A 17356-nucleotide genomic window follows, 5' to 3' on the forward strand; every position below is an offset into this window, starting at 1 on the left:
AGAACGGAGCACACCATGTCCATCATCGTTTTGAATTCATCGACACCCCGCCCGGCCTGGCTGGCCGAAACTCTCGACTGGCTGCGTCACGCCCGGGTCGCGATACGCCTCGCCCGCCGCGACATTACCTACCAGAACGTCGAGGATCTCTCCGATCGCCAACTGCGCGATATCGGCGGCGAGCGCCGTGACGTCGCTCGCGCAATGGACAGGGAGCTTGGCCGGCTGGGCCTGCTCGACATCGGCTGGCAGAGACCGCGAAGGTCAGGGAATAGGCAGTAGAGGAAAATTTAAGCCAGCGCCGACAGGTAGCCTACTGCCTACTGCCTACTGCCTACTGCCTACTCCCCTACTCCCCTACTATCTCACCACCCTCACCACCGTCCGGTCCGACAGCAGTGGCAGCAGCCGCGCCATGGTTTGCGCCGTGACAGCCACACAGCCTTGCGTCGGCGTGAAGCCGGGGCGCGCCAGATGGAAGAAGATGGCGCTGCCGCGCCCGCGCCGGCGCGGCGACAGGTTCCAGTCGAGCACAAGGCAGGCGTCGTAGAGCCGGTCGTCGCGCCGCATGCGTTCGTGGCTGGCGCCATAGGGTATCTTGACCGGCCTGTTGTAGTTGCGGTCGTCGGGCACTTCGCACCAGCCCAGATCGGGCCCGATCGGCGTCATCGCCAGACGGGTCCTGCGGCCGCTGGAGAACTGATCTCCCCGGAAATACCCCGACAGTATCCGCATCGCGGCCAGCGGCGTGGCGCCATCGCCTTCGCGCTTGCCGGCCGAGATGCCACCGCGCCCCAACGCACAGGCAAACACCGTTTTCCCGGCCTGCAGCAGGCCCTGGCTTGGATGCCCAGGCCTCGCCCGCACGGTCAGCACACGCAGCCCTTTTCGCAAAATTGCGCCGGCTGCATTGCGATCGTGTTTTTTCTTGTATGATCGTGCCACGGAACAAATCACTGTGAACGGCTGTTGCGCCGGTCAGCTTCCGCATAAACAGGCAGCGGTCAACTGAATTTTCTTTTCAAAACAACGGATTGATCCATGACTTCACGCACTATACTGATCGTCGACGATGATGATGACCTGCGCGGCACACTGGTCGAGCAATTATCCCTTTACGAGGAATTCGACGTGCTGCAGGAATCGACTGCGGCAAAAGGTGTCGCCGCAGCGCGCGGCGGCCTCATTGATCTGCTCATCATGGACGTCGGACTACCCGACATGGATGGCCGCGAAGCGGTGAAGATCCTGCGCAAGGGCGGCTACAAGGCGCCCATCATCATGCTGACCGGCCACGACACCGATTCGGATACGATTCTTGGTCTCGAGGCCGGCGCCAACGACTATGTGACGAAGCCGTTCCGCTTTGCCGTGCTGCTGGCGCGCATTCGGGCGCAGCTGCGCCAGCATGAGCAGAGCGAGGACGCCACCTTCTCGGTCGGGCCTTATACTTTCAAGCCCAGCCAGAAACTGCTGCTCGACCCGCGCGGCGGCAAGGTGCGGCTGACGGAGAAGGAAGCCTCGATCATCAAATATCTTTATCGCGCCGACCAGAAGGTGGTGACGCGCGACGTGCTGCTCGAGGAAGTATGGGGCTACAATTCCGGTGTCACCACGCACACGCTGGAAACCCATGTCTACCGGCTGCGCCAGAAGATCGAGCGCGATCCTTCCAATGCGGAAATTCTTGTGACAGAAAGCGGCGGCTACAAGCTGGTTCCTTAAACATTTCATTATCCAATGAGCGGTCGGGCGGGGCCGCTTTCGGGTACGATCCAGTTGGAGGGTGGTTTGGATCGAACTCGCAGAGGAGGAGTCGGACTGTCGGTTCGGGGACATAGCTAGATGGCGCTGGATGACGACATCCGCGTCCTGTCCGCCGTGAGGCTCTTCGAGGGCTTCACGCAGGAACAATTGCGCCTGCTCGCCTTTGGCGCCGAGAACACTAGGCTGATTGCCAACCACAAGCTTTATCGCGAGGACGACGAGGCCGATTCCGCCTATATCGTCGTCAGTGGGCGCATCGTGCTCTACCGGGAGCAGGGTGGTGAACGCATCCCGATTGGCACGGCAGGCCCCGGCACGATCCTGAGCGAACTGGCGTTGATCGCCGACACCAACCGGTTGACCAGCGCCTCGGCCGAGATCGATTCGGAAGTGATGCGGCTCAGCCGCAAGATGTTCCGCCGCATCCTGGAGGAATATCCCGAGATCGCGGTCAAGCTCCACCAGCGCATCTCGGAGGAATTTCAGGCGATGATCCGCCGCATCGAGGAACTGGCCCCGCGCTTCTCCGGCTGAAGGCTGCCCGCCTTCGAAGCTGTTGTTTCGCGGCCAAAGGCGGAAGCGCGGCAGCGTCCGTTGACAGGCATGAGGTGAAATCCTAAAGCACCCCGAAGGCGGCCGGCACAGCAGGCGCCATCACCACCAGGCTCCTGGGGGGAGCGAGCCATGCCGTCAGGGCGGTACGAGACGATTATCTTGTATTCCCGCAATGACGCGTTCGGCGACGGATTGATCCGGATTCCGGCTTTGCGCGCCGCCAGAACGGCATTCCCCGATAGTTTCATCGTCTACGGAACCACCCGGTCGTCGTCCCTTGAACATAGCCTCAATCGCCATGCCGGCCATTTGGTCGATGCGATCAATGTGCGGACGCCCCTGGCGCGCCTGGTCGCCGATCACCGCAAGGGCAAGGGGCGATTGGCCGTTGTCGATTTCCGCATCTCGGCGCGTTGGCTGCTTCAAACCTCGGCATCACTGCTCGGCCGCGGCATCGCCTATGAGGCAAACTTTCCGGCTTTCGCCCTTTCCTGGCGCCTGGGCCAAAGGCCTGAAGCACGACCCGGGCACAATGCCTGGCGCTACCACCGCCTCATTGAACGCCTTGCCGGCAAGCGGCTGCCTTTCGATCATCGGCTGGAGCCTGGCCCGATCGCGCGAGCGGCGGCCAGGGGCCTTGCGGACGGCAAGCATGCTCCGTTGATCCTTATCGCTGCGCACGGCAGCGCCAGCAAGCGCATGTCGGCGGATCAGGTTGCCGCGATCGCCGACAGCCTGATCGCCGACGGGGCGGACCTTCTCTATGTGAAAACCCCCGGCGATGGTCCCGATATGGCTGAACTGGCTCAGCGCGTGCCGAAGCTGCGGCTTGTCGATTCCGCCGCGATCGAAGGTGTCGATATCGGTGACATCTTGCTGGCGCTCGGCGAGTTTGCCGATCTTTACATCGGCGCCGAAGGCGGTACCGCACATCTCATGGCAACCGTGATGACGCCGATGGTTATCCTCAGTGGCGGCGCCAACATGGCCCGTTGGAGGCCGCTTTCGAACTGCGTGGACGTGATCGAATCCCGTCTTGCAAGTCCAACCGGTCTGGTTGCCAATGTGCCTGCGCCGACAATCATCGAAGCGGCGCAACGCATGCTGGCGACGCGCCGCCGCGACCATCCCCATCTGCCGGATCTCGCTGGCCTGTCAGCCCAGCAATTCGCGACAACGACATGCATGAAGACTTGAAGCGCGCCGTTTGAACTTGAATTCATTTGGTCGCGCTTCGAAGCGCGTTGAGATTCAGGTCGGCCATTTGCAGGCCAGCCTCACCTGAACATCGACGCCATGGTACAATGGGTTCGGTGGGGCGAAGCGCTGCAACCATGGTGACCACCGGCACAATGCAGGCGGAGTTCTCGGCGGCAGATCTGGCGGCTGTCGTACTTTGGTTCCGATGGAGTTCCTCTCAGTCCTCAATGAGAATAGCAAATGCCAGAGAACAACGCGCTGAACACAAAGCACGGCGGCGAATGGACGATAGCCTGGCGCTTGGTCATACTGGCGGCGACGGCGATTAACGTCGCGATGCTCTTAGCCGCTCTGTTCGTTGCGCAGATTCGTGGTCTGGACGCTTGGATCTTTTATCGAGATCCATCTGCGGTCGCCGAAGTCGGCTTCTATACAGGGTGGATTTCGTCCCTGGGTGCTTCACTGTGGATCGGCTCCGGCGCGGTGACCCTGTTTGCTGGCCTGCTCACGCACCGATGGGATTGCACGTTTCTCGGCGGCCTTACCCTGTTCCTGGGGCTCGATGACCTGTTGTTGATCCATGAGGACGTGCTCCCCATGGTTGCGATACCAGAGATCGTTGCGATGATTGTCTACGCCGCCACCGGGTTGTTCTGGTTTTTTCGGCTGCGACGGAAGACATTCGACGGCACGATCGTCTTTGTGGCCGCAGGCTTCCTGCTCGCGCTGTCGGCATCCATCGACCAGATCGGAGATCTGTTTCCCACCCCTGGTTCTGCGGCAGCCATCGCCGAAGACGTCGTCAAAGAGCTTGGCATCTTCCTTTGGGCGGCAGGTGCCGTTGGGTACGCGGCGATGGTGACACGATTGGGCCGTCCGTGGGTGGATCCAGCCGACTCCACCTCTCCCGACTGACTGCCGCAGGCGGGCATTTTCGACCAGGCTAGTCCAGATCGAACCGCGCGATCACAGGCACATGGTCCGACGGGCGCTCCCAGCCGCGCGCCGGACGCAGGATTTCGTAGCCGGAAAAGCTGGGCACCAGGTTTGGCGACGACCAGACGTGGTCGAGACGACGGCCGCGATTGGACAGCTCCCAATCCTGCGCGCGATAGCTCCACCAGGTGTAGAGCTTCTGCTCATGCGGCACGTTGAGCCGCATCAGGTCGACCCAGTCGCCGGCGCGGCGCATCGCCTCGAAATTTTCCGTCTCGATCGGCGTGTGGCTGACCACGTTGAGCAATTGCTTGTGCGACCAGACGTCATGTTCGAGCGGGGCGATGTTGAGGTCGCCGACCAGCACCGAGCCGGACACCTCGTCATGTTCTGCCCGGATGGCATTCATCTCGGCGACGAAGTCGAGCTTGTGCTTGAACTTCCTGTTGATGACGGGATCCGGTTCGTCGCCGCCCGCCGGAACGTAGAAATTGTGGAGCAGGATCGCCTTGCCGCCGGCCCGCACCGTCACCGAGAGGTGCCGGCTGTCCTCTATCTCGCAAAAGCGTCGCTTTTCGACCACCTCGATCGGTCGCCGCGCCACCGTCGCGACGCCGTGGTAGCCCTTCTGCCCATGGAAAGCGATGTGCTCGTAGCCAAGCTTGCGAAAAGCCTTTTCGGGAAACAGTTCGTCGGGAACCTTGGTTTCCTGCAGGCACAGCACGTCGGGCGCATGCTCGACAAGCAGGCGCTCGACGATCGGCATGCGCAAGCGAACGGAGTTGATGTTCCAGGTGGCGATAGAGAAGGGCATTGGCAATCCAGGACAGCGTGCGACCGACCAGAACCGATGGCCCCGGCGGGGAAGACGCCTTTCGACGGAGTCAGTCCGGGAAACTGCCAGCCGCAAGCCGCAAAAACAAGCCGGGCCACGCCCGCTGAGGCGTGACCCGGCGCTTTCCACAGCTATTGGTGCGATTGGCCTAGCGCGCCTTGTTGGTGTTGAGCTCGCGGTTCGCCGTGTAGTCGATGGCGAAAGTATCCGGCGCGAAGCTGACGCCTTCCTTGGTGTTGAAGATCATCACCGTCGTGTCCTTGCCCTGCGCGTCGGTGATCGTCCACTGCCGCAAGTCGAAGGTTTTCGGATCGAACATCATGGTGATCTTCGAATTGCCGAACACCGATTTGTCGGCGAGCTGGATGGTGGTGAGGTCATCCTCCTGCTTGACGCTTTTGACGCGGTCGCCGGAGAGATCGATCCTGGTGTCGAGCAGCAGCTTCAAGGGTGTCTTCGACAACGGATAGAGATCGGACGTGTTGAGCTTCTTGTTCAGGATGACCACCGACTTGCCGTCTGAAATCACCCGGAAGTTTGAAGAGCCGTCGTAGTTGAAGCGGATCTTGCCTGGCCGTTCGAGGAAGAACTTGCCACCGGTCTGCTCGCCCTTGGGGCCGAACTGCACGAATTCGCCGCTCATCGATTTGACCGAGGAAAAGTGGTCGGCGATCTTCTGCGCAGCGGTCGGCACAGCCGCCTGCGCCGAAGCCAGCACCTGGAAGCCGGGCACCGCGTTGAAGGCTGCCGCCCCCGCAAACGCCAGGCCGAGGCCCAGCAACTGACGCCGGGATGGAGCAAATGTGCTGAGCGCTGAAAGATCGTTTTTCATGTCGGTCACTCTCATCTGATTCCTGAGTTGTTCTGTGCTTGGACCCCCAGTTAGGCTGAAATTTGGCGGGTCAGACGTCCCTTGGTCGCTTCAACGCCTTGAAAGGTTCAAGGTTGCCGGACCGGGATGTCACAAGGGTCGGCCCTTCTGGTCAGAACTTGTCCTCTTCGGTCGGCACCAGGATCTCGCGCTTGCCGGCATGGTTGGCCGGGCCGACGATACCTTCCTTTTCCATCTTCTCGATGATCGAGGCGGCGCGGTTATAGCCGATGCCCAGCCGGCGCTGGATATAGCTGGTCGAGGCCTTGCCGTCGCGCAGCACCACGGAGACCGCCTGATCGTAAGGATCGTCGGAATCCTCGAAATTGCTGTTGCCGCCACCGGACCCACCCTTGCCCGACGGCTCGTCGTCGTCCTCGCCATCATCCTCGGTGATGGCGTCGAGATATTCCGGCACGCCCTGCAGCTTCAGATGCGCAACGATCTTCTCGACCTCTTCATCGGCGACGAACGGGCCGTGCACGCGCTGGATACGGCCGCCGCCGGCCATGTAGAGCATATCGCCCATGCCGAGCAGCTGCTCGGCGCCCTGCTCGCCCAGAATGGTGCGGCTGTCGATCTTCGACGTCACCTGGAAGGAGATGCGGGTCGGGAAATTGGCCTTGATGGTGCCGGTGATGACGTCGACCGACGGCCGCTGCGTTGCCATGATGACATGGATGCCGGCGGCGCGCGCCATCTGCGCCAGGCGCTGCACGGCACCTTCGATGTCCTTGCCGGCGACCATCATCAGGTCGGCCATCTCGTCGATGATGACGACGATATAGGGCATCGGCACGAGATCGAGGTTCTCGGTCTCGTAGATCGCCTCGCCGGTCTGGCGGTCGAAGCCGGTCTGCACGGTGCGCGAGATCTTCTCGCCCTTCTTGTCCGCCTGGCTGACGCGGGCGTTGAAGCCGTCGATGTTGCGCACGCCGACCTTGGACATCTTGCGGTAGCGGTCCTCCATCTCGCGCACGGTCCATTTCAGCGCCACCACGGCCTTCTTCGGATCGGTGACGACGGGCGTGAGCAGATGCGGGATGCCGTCATAGACCGAGAGTTCCAACATTTTCGGATCGATCATGATCAGCCGACATTCTTCCGGCTTCAGCCGGTAGAGCAGCGACAGGATCATGGTGTTGATGGCGACCGACTTGCCCGAGCCGGTGGTGCCGGCGACCAGCACGTGCGGCATCTTGGCGATGTCGACGATGACCGCCTCGCCATTGATGGTCTTGCCCAGCGCCAGCGCCAGCTTGGCCTTCGTCGTCTCGAAGTCACGGCTGGCCAGAATCTCGCGCAGATATACGGTCTCGCGCTTGGCGTTCGGCAGTTCGATGCCGATGGCGTTGCGGCCAGGGACCACGGCGACGCGGCAGGCGATGGCGCTCATCGAGCGCGCAATGTCGTCGGACAGGCCGATGACGCGTGACGATTTGATGCCGGGCGCCGGTTCGAGCTCATAGAGTGTGACCACCGGACCGGGACGGACGGCGATGATCTCGCCCTTGACGCCGAAGTCCTCCAGCACGCCCTCGAGCAGGCGGGCGTTCTGTTCCAGCGCGTCCTTGGACAGGCTGGCGTCGCGCACCACGTTCTTCGGTTCGGAGAGGAAGTGCAGCGACGGCATTTCGAACTTTTCCGAGCCGATCAGCGATGTCTGCGCCTCGCGCTGGACGCGGGCGCCGGGCACGGGGCGCGCCGCCGGCGCCTCGACGCGGGTGGCTGCGTCGGAGCGGAACGGCTGCACCTTGGCGGTCGGCGCGCCGCGGCGTTGCACGACAGGCTCATCGTCGAAATCGGCATCCTCGCCCGCATTGTCGAAGCGGTCGTCGAAGATGTCGGCATCGTCGGGGTCGAGCGAGGCGCTGCGGTCATTGACCATGGCGGCGAAGAATTCGGGCTCGACGCGGGCGCGGCCATCCTGGCTCATCCGCTGCTCGGCGAACTCCGCCGATTCGACCCGTTCGGCGGCGCGGCGCCAGGCGGTGGAGCGCTGCTCCATCTCCGGCTCGTACTCGTCCCGCTCCTGCCTGCGGCGCACGGCACGGCGGTGCATCCACGCGCGCAGCGACAGCCACCAATGGGTGATGGCGCCGAGCGCCAGGATGCCCTCGTCGCCTTCATCCTCGTCATTGTCGAACAAAAGGTCGTCGTCGCGCGGATCGGCAGCGGGCTCGTCCTCCATCACGGCGAAGCCGTTCTTGCGTCCGATCAGCGCCGAGCCATGGGCGAAGAGCCACAGTGCGGGTGCGGCCAGCAGGATGGCGATGATGCTGGCGATCAGCCCGGTCGGATAGCCGCCGATGACGACGCCGGGGATCTTCAGCACCATGTCGCCAAACACACCGCCGAGGCCCGTCGGCAGCGGCCAGGTCTTGGGCGGCACAACGCAGCCGACCATCGCCGCGGCCAGCAGCGCGAAGCCGAACCAGGACAGCCCGCGCTTGGGCAGCTTGTCGACACCGCGCGCGGAAAACAGCAGGAATCCCCAGATGACCGTCGGAACCAGGGCCGCGACGGCGGCGAGGCCGAAGAACTGCATGGCCAGGTCGGAGAACACGGCACCCGCATAGCCCATGGCATTGGTGACGGTGTTGTTCGTCGCGTGGGAAAAACTCGGATCGGCGACATTCCAGGTGGCAAGGCTGGCAACGCCAAAGGCGGCCAGCGCGAACAGGCCGACGCCGACCAGCCGCCCGACCTGACGCCGCGCGAACGCCTGGATGCCGTGCCCCGTATCGGCCAGCGCAAGCGGTGCTGAAGCCCCTGAACGCATGCTCTTCCCCGTCTGTCATGGTCTCGCCGGGTGCGTGGCGCATTCCGGCAGATTCGGGTCTCAGACTATCGGTGGGAAGGTTAAGGGCGCATTAACTATAAGAGGTCGAGATGATCAAACCTCGTTACCACTGGTTGAGCCGTTTGCTGCTCGAAGAATGGCGCCGAGTGTGGGCGAAGGAGGGTCGCCAATTTGGGTAAAGGCATGCAACCCGTCTTCCTTCGCGTGGCGGCACTGGCCTGGGCAGGGCTCAGTTTGCTGCTCGCTTTGCACTGGTTCGTCGAACTCGGCATGGTGGGCTTCCCGGACGGCTATGTGACGCCCTTCGCCAGAGCGACCGGTCCGCTGCTGCACATCCTCGCCACAGCCTGCCTCGGACAAGGCCTGTATTTTCTGTTCAGAGGTCTTTTCGGCAAGGGATTTGCAGTGCGAGGCCTCGGCCTGCGGGTTTTGATCGCCGCGGTCCTGACAGTGGCGCCTGTGCTGATCGTCAGGAATTGCCCGCATTCCCGGACATGCAGCAGCGCGTATGAAGCGCTGACGAACACCATGATGGACGACGGCGCCGGCGGATAGAGTTGCCGCCTGCCGAAACAATGGCGGACTGCCGGGCCCGCCATTGGTCGTTTGGAACAAAGATCGGGCCTCGGGCCCGACCGGACAAATCAGTTGGCGCCGCCGAGCGCCTGCACATTGGCGCAGAATTCCGCATACGGCTTGCTCATCGCCGCATCCTGGCATTCCTTCTTCATCGCTTCCTGCTTTTCCATCGGCATGGCCATGAAAGCGGTCTTGAAATCCGCCATCGGCTTCATGGTCTTCATGCCGGAATCCGTGAAGAACGGCGCCATGTTGTCGGGCTCATCCAGAGCGCCGGCAAATGCAAAGCCGCTGACCATGGAAAGAGCGAGCGCTCCAAGGCAGATATTCTTGAGGTTCATGAAATGGTTTCCTTCCCTGTTGTTTGGCACGAGCGCCAGAACGACGATCGTCCCCCCAGTTCGAAACCAGAGCGGTCGTTGTTTCCTCAAAAAACCTGATCACATGAACGTGATTGCGCCAAGACGGGCATTGCCGGAATGACTTGCCAAAAAAAGAGGCCCGGATGCGATCCGGGCCTCAATGCGTGAACTCCTTTCGGGAGCATCACGACGGGATGGGAGAATACGAGGCGGCCGAGGCCGCCTCGCACAGGGCTTACGAGTGGTAGGCCGCTTCGCCATGCGAGGTGAGGTCGAGGCCTTCGCGCTCTGCGTCGGCTGTCGGACGCAGGCCGATGATCAGGTCGACGATCTTGTAGAGGATGGCGCTGCCGATACCCGACCACAGCAGGGTCACCAGGACACCCTTGGCTTGCGCCAGGAGCTGGGTGGCCGTGCCGGCATAGCCGGCAGCAAAGTCGGCCGTCGAATAGTCGACAATGCCGGCGCCACCGAGGGCAGGATTGACCAGGATGCCTGTGCCGAGCGCGCCGATGATGCCGCCGATGCAGTGGACGCCGAAGACATCAAGGCTGTCGTCGTAGTCGAACGTGTTCTTCACCACCGAGACGAAGAAGTAGCAGACGAAGGTGGCGACGATGCCGAGCACGATGGCGCCCATCGGGCCGGCAAAGCCGGCAGCGGGCGTGACGGCGACGAGGCCGGTCACCGCACCCGAAACAGCACCAAGCATGGAGGCTTTGCCGCGCAGCAGCGATTCAAGCACGATCCAGGTGACCGCCGCCGCCGCCGTGGCGACGAAGGTATTGATCATGGCCAGCACCGCATAGGCGTTCGCTTCAAGATTCGAACCGGCGTTGAAGCCAAACCAGCCGACCCACAGCAGCGAAGCACCGACCATGGTCAGCGTCATCGAGTGCGGCGCCATGAGATCCTTCTTGTAGCCGCTGCGCTTGCCGATCATGAGCGCGCCGACGAGGCCGGCAATGCCCGCATTGATGTGAACGACCGTGCCGCCGGCGAAGTCGATGGCGCCGAAGCTGAAGATGAGGCCCGTCGGATCGCTATAAGCGCTCGGGCCGCCCCAGAACCAGACCATATGAGCGATCGGGAAGTAGATGAAAGTGACCCACAGGATGACGAAAAGGATCAAAGCGGAGAATTTGACGCGTTCGGCGAAGGCGCCGACGATCAGAGCCGGCGTGATGCAGGCGAAGGTCATCTGGAAGACGACGAACACCAGTTCAGGAATGGCGACACCCTTGGTAAAGGTTTCCGACAGGGTCGTCACATCGACGCCGGAGAGAAACATCTTGGAAAGGCCGCCGACGAAGGCGTTGCCCGGGGTGAAGGCGAGGCTGTAGCCGTAGAAAACCCAGATGATCATGACCACGCTGGTGATGGTGAAGACCTGCATCAGCACTGACAGCATGTTCTTGCTGCGAACCAGGCCGCCGTAGAAAAGCGCAAGACCGGGAACCGTCATCAACAGCACCAGAACGGTGGAAACCATCATCCACGTGGTGTCGCCCTTGTCGACGGTGAAAGCTGGCGCTGCTGCGGCCGCGGCGGGAGCCGCTTCCTGCGCGAATGCGGCGACCGTGCCCAATGCTCCGAGCGCGAACGAGCCGAGCAGCGCGGAGCGCGCCGCTGACTTCAAGGTGGAAGGAATATTCATTGAACTCTCCATTGGAATACGTGATCGCCGCTCAGAGCGCGTCGGTGTCTGTTTCGCCGGTGCGGATGCGCACCGCCTGATCGATGCCGAAAACGAAGATCTTGCCGTCGCCGATCTGCCCGGTCTTGGCGGCGGCGGTGATGGCTTCGACAGCCTTGTCCACCATGTCGGAACTGACGGCGACTTCGATCTTGATCTTCGGCAGGAAGCTGACCGCGTATTCCGCCCCGCGATAGATCTCCGTATGCCCTTTCTGACGCCCGTAGCCTTTGACTTCGGTGACGGTCAGGCCCTGGATGCCGACGGCGGTAAGCGCTTCGCGTACCTCGTCGAGCTTGAACGGCTTGATGATTGCCATCACGATTTTCATAAGGTTTCACCCTTCGCTGTTGCGGTCCCCCGCGTTTGCACACCTTCACCGATCCTAAAAAGCCGGAGAGTGCCCACGAGGATTCAAGCTCCGTGCCAAGTGCCGAAGCAGTGTGTTAACCCATTGTAAACAAAGAGATTGAGGAGCGTTCCGACGCAACCTGTTGATAGCTGCGGCGATGCATCTGCTTAAAAATTGGGCAATTTTTGAAAAATGCCTACTCTGCAGGCGATCGCTTCAGCCGGATCAGCCCTTCCTGCGCGACCGAGGCGATCAGCGTGCCGTCGCGGGCAAACAGCGACCCGCGTGTAAAGCCGCGTGACCCCTGTGTCGACGGGCTGTCCTGCGTGTAGAGCATCCAGTCGTCGAGCGCATGACTGCGATGGAACCACATGGCGTGGTCGAGGCTCGCCGCCTGGATATCGCGGTCGAAAATGGCGCGGCCATGCGCGAAGGTCGATGTGTCGAGCAGCGTCATGTCGGAAAGATAGGCGAGCACCGCCGCCTGGATGGCGCGGTCCGCCGGCACCGGACCTGTGGTGCGGATCCAGATATTCTGCTTCGGCTCCAGCTTTTCGCGGCTGGTGTAATGCTTCAGCATCACCGGCTTCATCTCGATCGGCCGGTCGCGCTCCCAGTAGCGTTTGATGCCATCGGGCACCGCGTCGGCGAATTTGCCCAGCAATTCGCGTTGCGACAGCAATGTGTCCGGCCCCGGAACGTCCTGCGGCATCGGCACCTGGTGCTCGAGACCGACCTCGTCCTGCTGGAACGAGGCTTCGAGCGAAAAGATCGCCTGGCCGTGCTGGACTGCCACCACGCGCCGCGTGGTGAAGGAGCCGCCGTCGCGAATACGGTCGACCTCGTAGACGATCGGCACCTTGGTGTCGCCGGGCCGCATGAAATAGCCGTGCAGCGAATGCACGTGCCGATCGGGATCCACTGTCCGCTGCGCCGCCACCAGCGCCTGGGCGATGGTCTGGCCGCCGAACACGCGCTGCCAGTCGAGCAAGGGGCTGCGACCACGATACAGATTGTGTTCCAGCTTCTCGAGGTCGAGAATGCCGAGAAGCTCGTCCATGGCTGCTGTCATATTTCGCGCCCTCGCCGCAGAAGTGTTATGGCGGTTTCCGACAGGACGGACAGGCAGTCAAGGGTGCAGGACCCGGCGGCGCGCAGGAGCGAAGATGATGGAACGCAAGGCGGACACGAAAACAGGGGCAAACGCGAAAACAGGATCTGGGCTCGATGTCCTGGTCGCCGGCGCCGGCTACGTCGGCCTGGCCGCCGCCGTGTCGCTGAAGCAGGCGCGACCGGGTCTCGCCATCGCTCTCGTCGATGCCGCACCTGCTGGCGCCTGGCAAAGGGATGGCCGCGCCTCGGCCATTGCCGCCGCCGCCTGCCGCATGCTCGACCAGCTCGGCGTGTGGGCCGAGATCGTGCCCCAGGCGCAGGCGATCACCGAGATGATCATCACCGATTCGCGCACCGCCGATCCGGTGCGTCCGGTCTTTCTGACCTTCGACGGCGAAGTGGCGCCGGGCGAGCCCTTTGCGCATATGGTCGCCAACAGGGTGCTGAACGGCGCCTTGCGGGCCAGCGCCGAAAAGCTCGGCATCGACATCATCGAAGGCGTCGCCGTGCAGGGGTTCGAGACCAACGGCGCCGGCATCACCGTTCACCTTGCCGACGGCGCGACCCTGAAGGCCCGCCTGCTGGTCGCCGCCGACGGCGTCAACTCGAAGCTGCGCGACATGGCCGGCATCAAGACGGTGAAGTGGGAATATGGCCAGTCGGGCATCGTCTGCACCGTGGCCCATGAACGCCCGCATAACGGTCGCGCCGAAGAGCATTTCCTGCCGGCCGGCCCCTTCGCCACATTGCCGCTCAAGCCCGGCGAGGACGGCACCAACCGCTCGTCGATCGTCTGGGTCGAGCGTACGCCCGATGCCGAAAAGCTGGTGGCCGGTGACGATCTCCTCTTCGAACACGAACTCGAACAGCGCTTTGGCCTGAAGCTTGGCGAAATCCGCGTTGCCGACAAGCCGCGCGCCTGGCCGCTCGGCCTGACCATTGCGCGCGCCTTCGTCGCACCCCGCATCGCGCTCGCCGGCGATGCCGCCCACGGCATCCACCCGATCGCCGGCCAGGGACTCAATCTCGGCTTCAAGGATGTCGCGGCCCTTGCCGAGGTGATCGTCGAGGCCGACCGGCTCGGCCGGGACATCGGCGCGCTCGACGTGCTCGAGCGCTACCAGCAGTGGCGCCGCTTCGACACGGTGCAGATGGGTGTCACCACGGACGCGCTGAACCGGCTGTTTTCCAACGATATCGGCCCGCTGCGCACCGTCCGCGACATCGGCCTCGGTCTCGTCGAACGCATGCCGCGCCTGAAGGACTTTTTTATCCGGCAGGCGTCGGGACTGTCCGCCGGCACGCCGCGATTGTTGAAGGGCGAGGCGATCTGACCCGCCGCCATGGCAGGGGTGTGTTGAGATTCAGGTCAGGCCGAGCCGAAAATGGCGGATTCCGAGAACCGGAGCGGAGCGTACATTTGGGTACGTGAGCACCGGAAGCGCAGGAAGCTGCCATTTGCAGGCCGGCTCACCTGAATATCAGCACACCCTAGTTGACCTCAAAACCCAGCTTTTGCCGCAGCCGCAATATCCTCTGGTCGGATATCTCCAGGCGTTTCTCGCCGCCCTGGGCGGCGCGGTTGACCATCTGCAGCAGATCGTTTCGCTCGGCGACATCGAGACGTTCGCGTAGAAACGGCGCCAGCTTGTCGATGACAACGGTGGCGTCGTCGACTTGCGCCGCCGCCCATTTGGCATAGATCACCGCCTCGTCGGTCTTCTTCTTGTCGGCGATCTCTGAAATCACCGCGCGGATGACGGCCTCGCGCTGCGGCAGGATGGGCCCATCCTCGGAGACGATTGATGTGATCAGCGTAGCCGCCGCTACGACTGGATCATCGATCGCCGTCAGCGGCGACAGCGCCGCCTGCTTGCGCAGCTTCTTGCGGCGTACCGAGCCCTGAACCCGGCCAATGACATCGGCAACGTCACGCGCGGCCTCGTTCATGGCCTTCATCCGGTACCACCAGAACGCCGCCGCGCCCATCACGCCAAGGATAGCAATCAGGAAAGGCATGTCGAAATCCCCAAGAACCCCGGCGACGATAGGAGAACTCTCGCCTTGCTTCAACACGCAAAAGTTGCGCACGGAACCGAAGCCCGAACGCTCAGCCCGACGCTCTGGTTTTCGAAGCAGCCACAACGCTGGCAGGGCTCTATGACCCCGGTATGTCGTAGATGGCCCGGACCTCGATCGTGCCGAGTTCGGCCAGTGGAATACCAGCGGCAATGTCCAGCGCCGCTTCGAGATCTCCGGCCTCGATCATAACGAAACCAAGCAATTGCTCCTTGGTCTCGGCGAACGGCCCGTCGATGACCAGCCGCTTGCCCTGACGCCGTCGCACGGTTTTGGCTGTTTTCACCGATTGCAGCGCCTGCGCGACGATCAGCAGGCCACTCTCCTCCAGCGCCCGGTCGTAGGCCAGCGAATCGGCGTCGAGCTTGGCTGACCTTGCCGGGGTCAACGCGTGAAGATCCTTTTCCTCACCATAAACCAGGCAGACATATTTCATTTCCAGCCCCCTTGCCGCTGTGAACCATAGGATGCGCCGACGAGCGCATCGGTGTTGCCACTGACCGCCGCCGCATGATCGAGAAGGCATGCCGCGATGCCGATGATGGCAACCGCCGCCAGAAGCCGGCCAAAGCCGGATGCCGGCGGATGCAGCCAGAAGTCTTCTTCTCGTCGCCCGGCCCCGCAGCCAGCACCTTTCCACGATGCCAAAAACATATTGTCCATGTGAACCTCCATCCGGCCACAAATCCGTGGCCATCCGCAGGACGGGCGAAGCGGATCAAAATCGACATTTCTGCACCGGCATTTTTCGGAAAAATCTGGCCACGGTGCCGGCACCGTGCGGTGGTTCAAAGAGCGCAGTGGCCTTCGCGTCCGCGCGCGCTATAGTTGACCGGACGCCGGCTCGACCTCGACAACGAACCCCAACCACGACAACCAAGGAGGAATTCATGGACCGCACCGCAAACGCCGTCTGGAAAGGCAATCTGAAAGAGGGCACGGGCACGCTCGACACCCAGAGCGGAACCTTGAAGGGCACGCCCTATTCGTTCAAGGCGCGCTTCGAGGACGAGAGCGGCAAATCCGGCACCAATCCGGAAGAACTGATCGCGGCGGCGCACGCAGGCTGCTTTGCCATGCAGTTCTCGCATTTCCTGGCCGAGAACGGCACGCCAGCCACCGAACTCGATGCCAAGGCCGTGGTGACGCTGGTTCCCGGCACGGGGATCACCGGCAGCGCACTCACCGTGGTCGGCAAGGTGCCCGGCATCGATGCGGCGAAATTCACGGAGCTGGCCGAGAAGGCCAAGGCCGGATGCCCGGTCTCGAAGGCGCTCGGCGCCATAAACGTATCGCTTGATGCCCGGCTCGGCTGAAAGCGCTGCATCCGTGTAAGACCCGGCGCGAGCGCCCAGGCGCGCGCCGGCCTATGCTCCCAGCGCGTCTAGGCGAGCGCGCAGTGCGGCGACTTCCTGCTCCAATGCCTCCAACCGCGCCTCCAGGTCGGAAGCAGGCAGGGCCGATGCACTGCGCTGCACCGAAAGGGCGGCAACGTCCACCGGGCCGCTGAGGAGATGAACGTAGCGGTCCTCGCGCTGGCCTGGTCCGCGCGGGATTTCCTGGATGAGTGGCGGTCGACGGCCGATCAGCATGTCGAGTTCGGCGCGCAGATCTTCGATCGACGGGAACCGCGCCATGCGCTCGCCCCGCGCCAGCAGTTCATGGGCCGTCTGCGGCCCGCGCAGCAACAGCAGGCCGATCAAAGCGGTCTGCGGCGTGGTCAGCGAGAAGCGCTGCGCCATCTGGTGCTCGTAGCGCTCGACGCGCGAGCCGAACATCTGCCGCACCAGTCCCTTTTGTTCGAGCAGCTTCAGCCCCCGGTGCACCTCGGTCTGCTCCAGTGCCATCACCGGCTCGCGCGCCGTCTTCTGGTTGGCGGCGGCCAGTGCTGCGTTGAGCGTCAGCGGATAGACATCCGGCGTCAGCTCTTTCTTCTCGATCAGGCAGCCGAGGATGCGGGCTTCGCTGGGAGAGAGGATGGGAAGATCGTCGCTCATTGGACTAAAATCCTTTCTGAGGCCGGCGGGACAGCGCCCCCCTCTGTCCTGCGGGACATCTCCCCCACGTGGGGGAGCTCGCCAGCTTCGCCGACAGCGCGTCGTCCTTCAACCCTAAGAGATTGGCTAAGCCGCGATGACAGCCAATCTCCCTCCACGTGGGGAGATGTCCGGCAGGACAGAGGGGGGCGCTACGGATCGCGACATCCGA

The 17356-nt window shown here is 62.9% G+C and carries 20 protein-coding genes; 8 read left to right on the forward strand and 12 right to left on the reverse strand.

Annotated elements, in window-relative coordinates; translation table 11 throughout:
* Positions 1–15 precede the first annotated feature (15 nt).
* Complete coding sequence (locus tag AC0L3E_RS10180) at positions 16–282, forward strand: hypothetical protein (RefSeq protein WP_128288542.1); 267 nt, start codon at positions 16–18, stop codon at positions 280–282.
* Positions 283–360: 78 nt separating this feature from the next.
* On the opposite strand, the gene AC0L3E_RS10185 is transcribed toward AC0L3E_RS10180, so the two are convergent.
* Entirely contained in the window at positions 361–897 is a 537-nt protein-coding gene (locus tag AC0L3E_RS10185) for a L,D-transpeptidase family protein (RefSeq protein ID WP_174800339.1), read from the reverse strand.
* A gap of 144 nt (positions 898–1041) precedes the next feature.
* Between AC0L3E_RS10185 and AC0L3E_RS10190 the strand changes: the two genes are divergently transcribed.
* From AC0L3E_RS10190 to AC0L3E_RS10205, 4 genes are all read left to right on the forward strand, one after another.
* Positions 1042–1725: a response regulator transcription factor gene (locus AC0L3E_RS10190; protein WP_013528898.1), complete on the forward strand. Its 684-nt coding sequence runs from the start codon at positions 1042–1044 to the stop codon at positions 1723–1725.
* Between the two features lie 120 nt (positions 1726–1845).
* Positions 1846–2301 (forward strand): cyclic nucleotide-binding domain-containing protein, encoded by a 456-nt coding sequence (locus AC0L3E_RS10195; protein WP_023811239.1) that lies wholly within the window; start codon positions 1846–1848, stop codon positions 2299–2301.
* Positions 2302–2481: 180 nt separating this feature from the next.
* Entirely contained in the window at positions 2482–3519 is a 1038-nt protein-coding gene (locus tag AC0L3E_RS10200; protein WP_164898625.1) for a glycosyltransferase family 9 protein, read from the forward strand.
* A gap of 243 nt (positions 3520–3762) precedes the next feature.
* Positions 3763–4437: a hypothetical protein gene (locus AC0L3E_RS10205; RefSeq protein ID WP_473604714.1), complete on the forward strand. Its 675-nt coding sequence runs from the start codon at positions 3763–3765 to the stop codon at positions 4435–4437.
* A gap of 28 nt (positions 4438–4465) precedes the next feature.
* On the opposite strand, the gene AC0L3E_RS10210 is transcribed toward AC0L3E_RS10205, so the two are convergent.
* From AC0L3E_RS10210 to AC0L3E_RS10220, 3 genes are all read right to left on the reverse strand, one after another.
* A complete protein-coding gene (locus AC0L3E_RS10210) occupies positions 4466–5272 on the reverse strand; it encodes an exodeoxyribonuclease III (protein ID WP_127267331.1) in 807 nt (268 codons plus the stop codon).
* Between the two features lie 169 nt (positions 5273–5441).
* Entirely contained in the window at positions 5442–6125 is a 684-nt protein-coding gene (locus AC0L3E_RS10215) for an outer-membrane lipoprotein carrier protein LolA (protein WP_127382884.1), read from the reverse strand.
* 151 nt (positions 6126–6276) lie between these two features.
* Positions 6277–8946, reverse strand: a complete 2670-nt coding sequence (locus tag AC0L3E_RS10220; protein WP_473604715.1) for a DNA translocase FtsK — start codon at positions 8944–8946, stop codon at positions 6277–6279.
* Between the two features lie 204 nt (positions 8947–9150).
* On the opposite strand from AC0L3E_RS10220, the gene AC0L3E_RS10225 reads away from it, so the two are divergent.
* Positions 9151–9522 (forward strand): hypothetical protein, encoded by a 372-nt coding sequence (locus AC0L3E_RS10225; protein WP_127319580.1) that lies wholly within the window; start codon positions 9151–9153, stop codon positions 9520–9522.
* 89 nt (positions 9523–9611) lie between these two features.
* Here AC0L3E_RS10225 and AC0L3E_RS10230 read toward each other — a convergent pair whose 3' ends face one another.
* The 4 genes from AC0L3E_RS10230 to tesB all read right to left on the reverse strand — a co-directional run bounded on the left by AC0L3E_RS10230 (position 9612) and on the right by tesB (position 13028).
* Positions 9612–9887 (reverse strand): hypothetical protein, encoded by a 276-nt coding sequence (locus AC0L3E_RS10230; RefSeq protein ID WP_127267328.1) that lies wholly within the window; start codon positions 9885–9887, stop codon positions 9612–9614.
* A gap of 256 nt (positions 9888–10143) precedes the next feature.
* The gene (locus AC0L3E_RS10235) at positions 10144–11583 is read right to left on the reverse strand and encodes an ammonium transporter (RefSeq protein ID WP_473604761.1); all 1440 of its coding nucleotides are present in this window, start codon (positions 11581–11583) and stop codon (positions 10144–10146) included.
* Positions 11584–11596: 13 nt separating this feature from the next.
* Positions 11597–11935 carry a P-II family nitrogen regulator gene (locus AC0L3E_RS10240; protein ID WP_013892292.1) on the reverse strand — a complete coding sequence of 113 codons (339 nt, stop codon included), beginning with the start codon at positions 11933–11935 and terminating at the stop codon, positions 11597–11599.
* Between the two features lie 217 nt (positions 11936–12152).
* On the reverse strand, positions 12153–13028 hold the full coding sequence (gene tesB, locus AC0L3E_RS10245; protein WP_127319574.1) for an acyl-CoA thioesterase II: 876 nt from the start codon (positions 13026–13028) through the stop codon (positions 12153–12155).
* 97 nt (positions 13029–13125) lie between these two features.
* Between tesB and AC0L3E_RS10250 the strand changes: the two genes are divergently transcribed.
* Positions 13126–14403: a ubiquinone biosynthesis hydroxylase gene (locus AC0L3E_RS10250; RefSeq protein WP_473604762.1), complete on the forward strand. Its 1278-nt coding sequence runs from the start codon at positions 13126–13128 to the stop codon at positions 14401–14403.
* Positions 14404–14560: 157 nt separating this feature from the next.
* Here the strand turns inward: AC0L3E_RS10250 and AC0L3E_RS10255 are convergent, their stop codons facing one another.
* From AC0L3E_RS10255 to AC0L3E_RS10265, 3 genes are all read right to left on the reverse strand, one after another.
* Positions 14561–15088, reverse strand: a complete 528-nt coding sequence (locus AC0L3E_RS10255; protein ID WP_127382880.1) for a hypothetical protein — start codon at positions 15086–15088, stop codon at positions 14561–14563.
* A 139-nt stretch (positions 15089–15227) separates the two neighbouring features.
* On the reverse strand, positions 15228–15584 hold the full coding sequence (locus tag AC0L3E_RS10260) for a YciI family protein (protein WP_127322673.1): 357 nt from the start codon (positions 15582–15584) through the stop codon (positions 15228–15230).
* Positions 15581–15811 (reverse strand): hypothetical protein, encoded by a 231-nt coding sequence (locus AC0L3E_RS10265; RefSeq protein WP_473604716.1) that lies wholly within the window; start codon positions 15809–15811, stop codon positions 15581–15583. The genes AC0L3E_RS10260 and AC0L3E_RS10265 overlap by 4 nt, the downstream gene beginning before the upstream one ends.
* A 227-nt stretch (positions 15812–16038) precedes the next feature.
* Here AC0L3E_RS10265 and AC0L3E_RS10270 point away from each other — a divergent pair, with 227 nt between their 5' ends.
* Positions 16039–16464, forward strand: a complete 426-nt coding sequence (locus AC0L3E_RS10270; RefSeq protein ID WP_127322672.1) for an OsmC family protein — start codon at positions 16039–16041, stop codon at positions 16462–16464.
* A 51-nt stretch (positions 16465–16515) separates the two neighbouring features.
* Here AC0L3E_RS10270 and AC0L3E_RS10275 read toward each other — a convergent pair whose 3' ends face one another.
* Positions 16516–17145 carry a YceH family protein gene (locus tag AC0L3E_RS10275; protein ID WP_127270053.1) on the reverse strand — a complete coding sequence of 210 codons (630 nt, stop codon included), beginning with the start codon at positions 17143–17145 and terminating at the stop codon, positions 16516–16518.
* Positions 17146–17356 lie beyond the last annotated feature (211 nt).

Source organism: Mesorhizobium sp. WSM4822 (assembly GCF_055811155.1).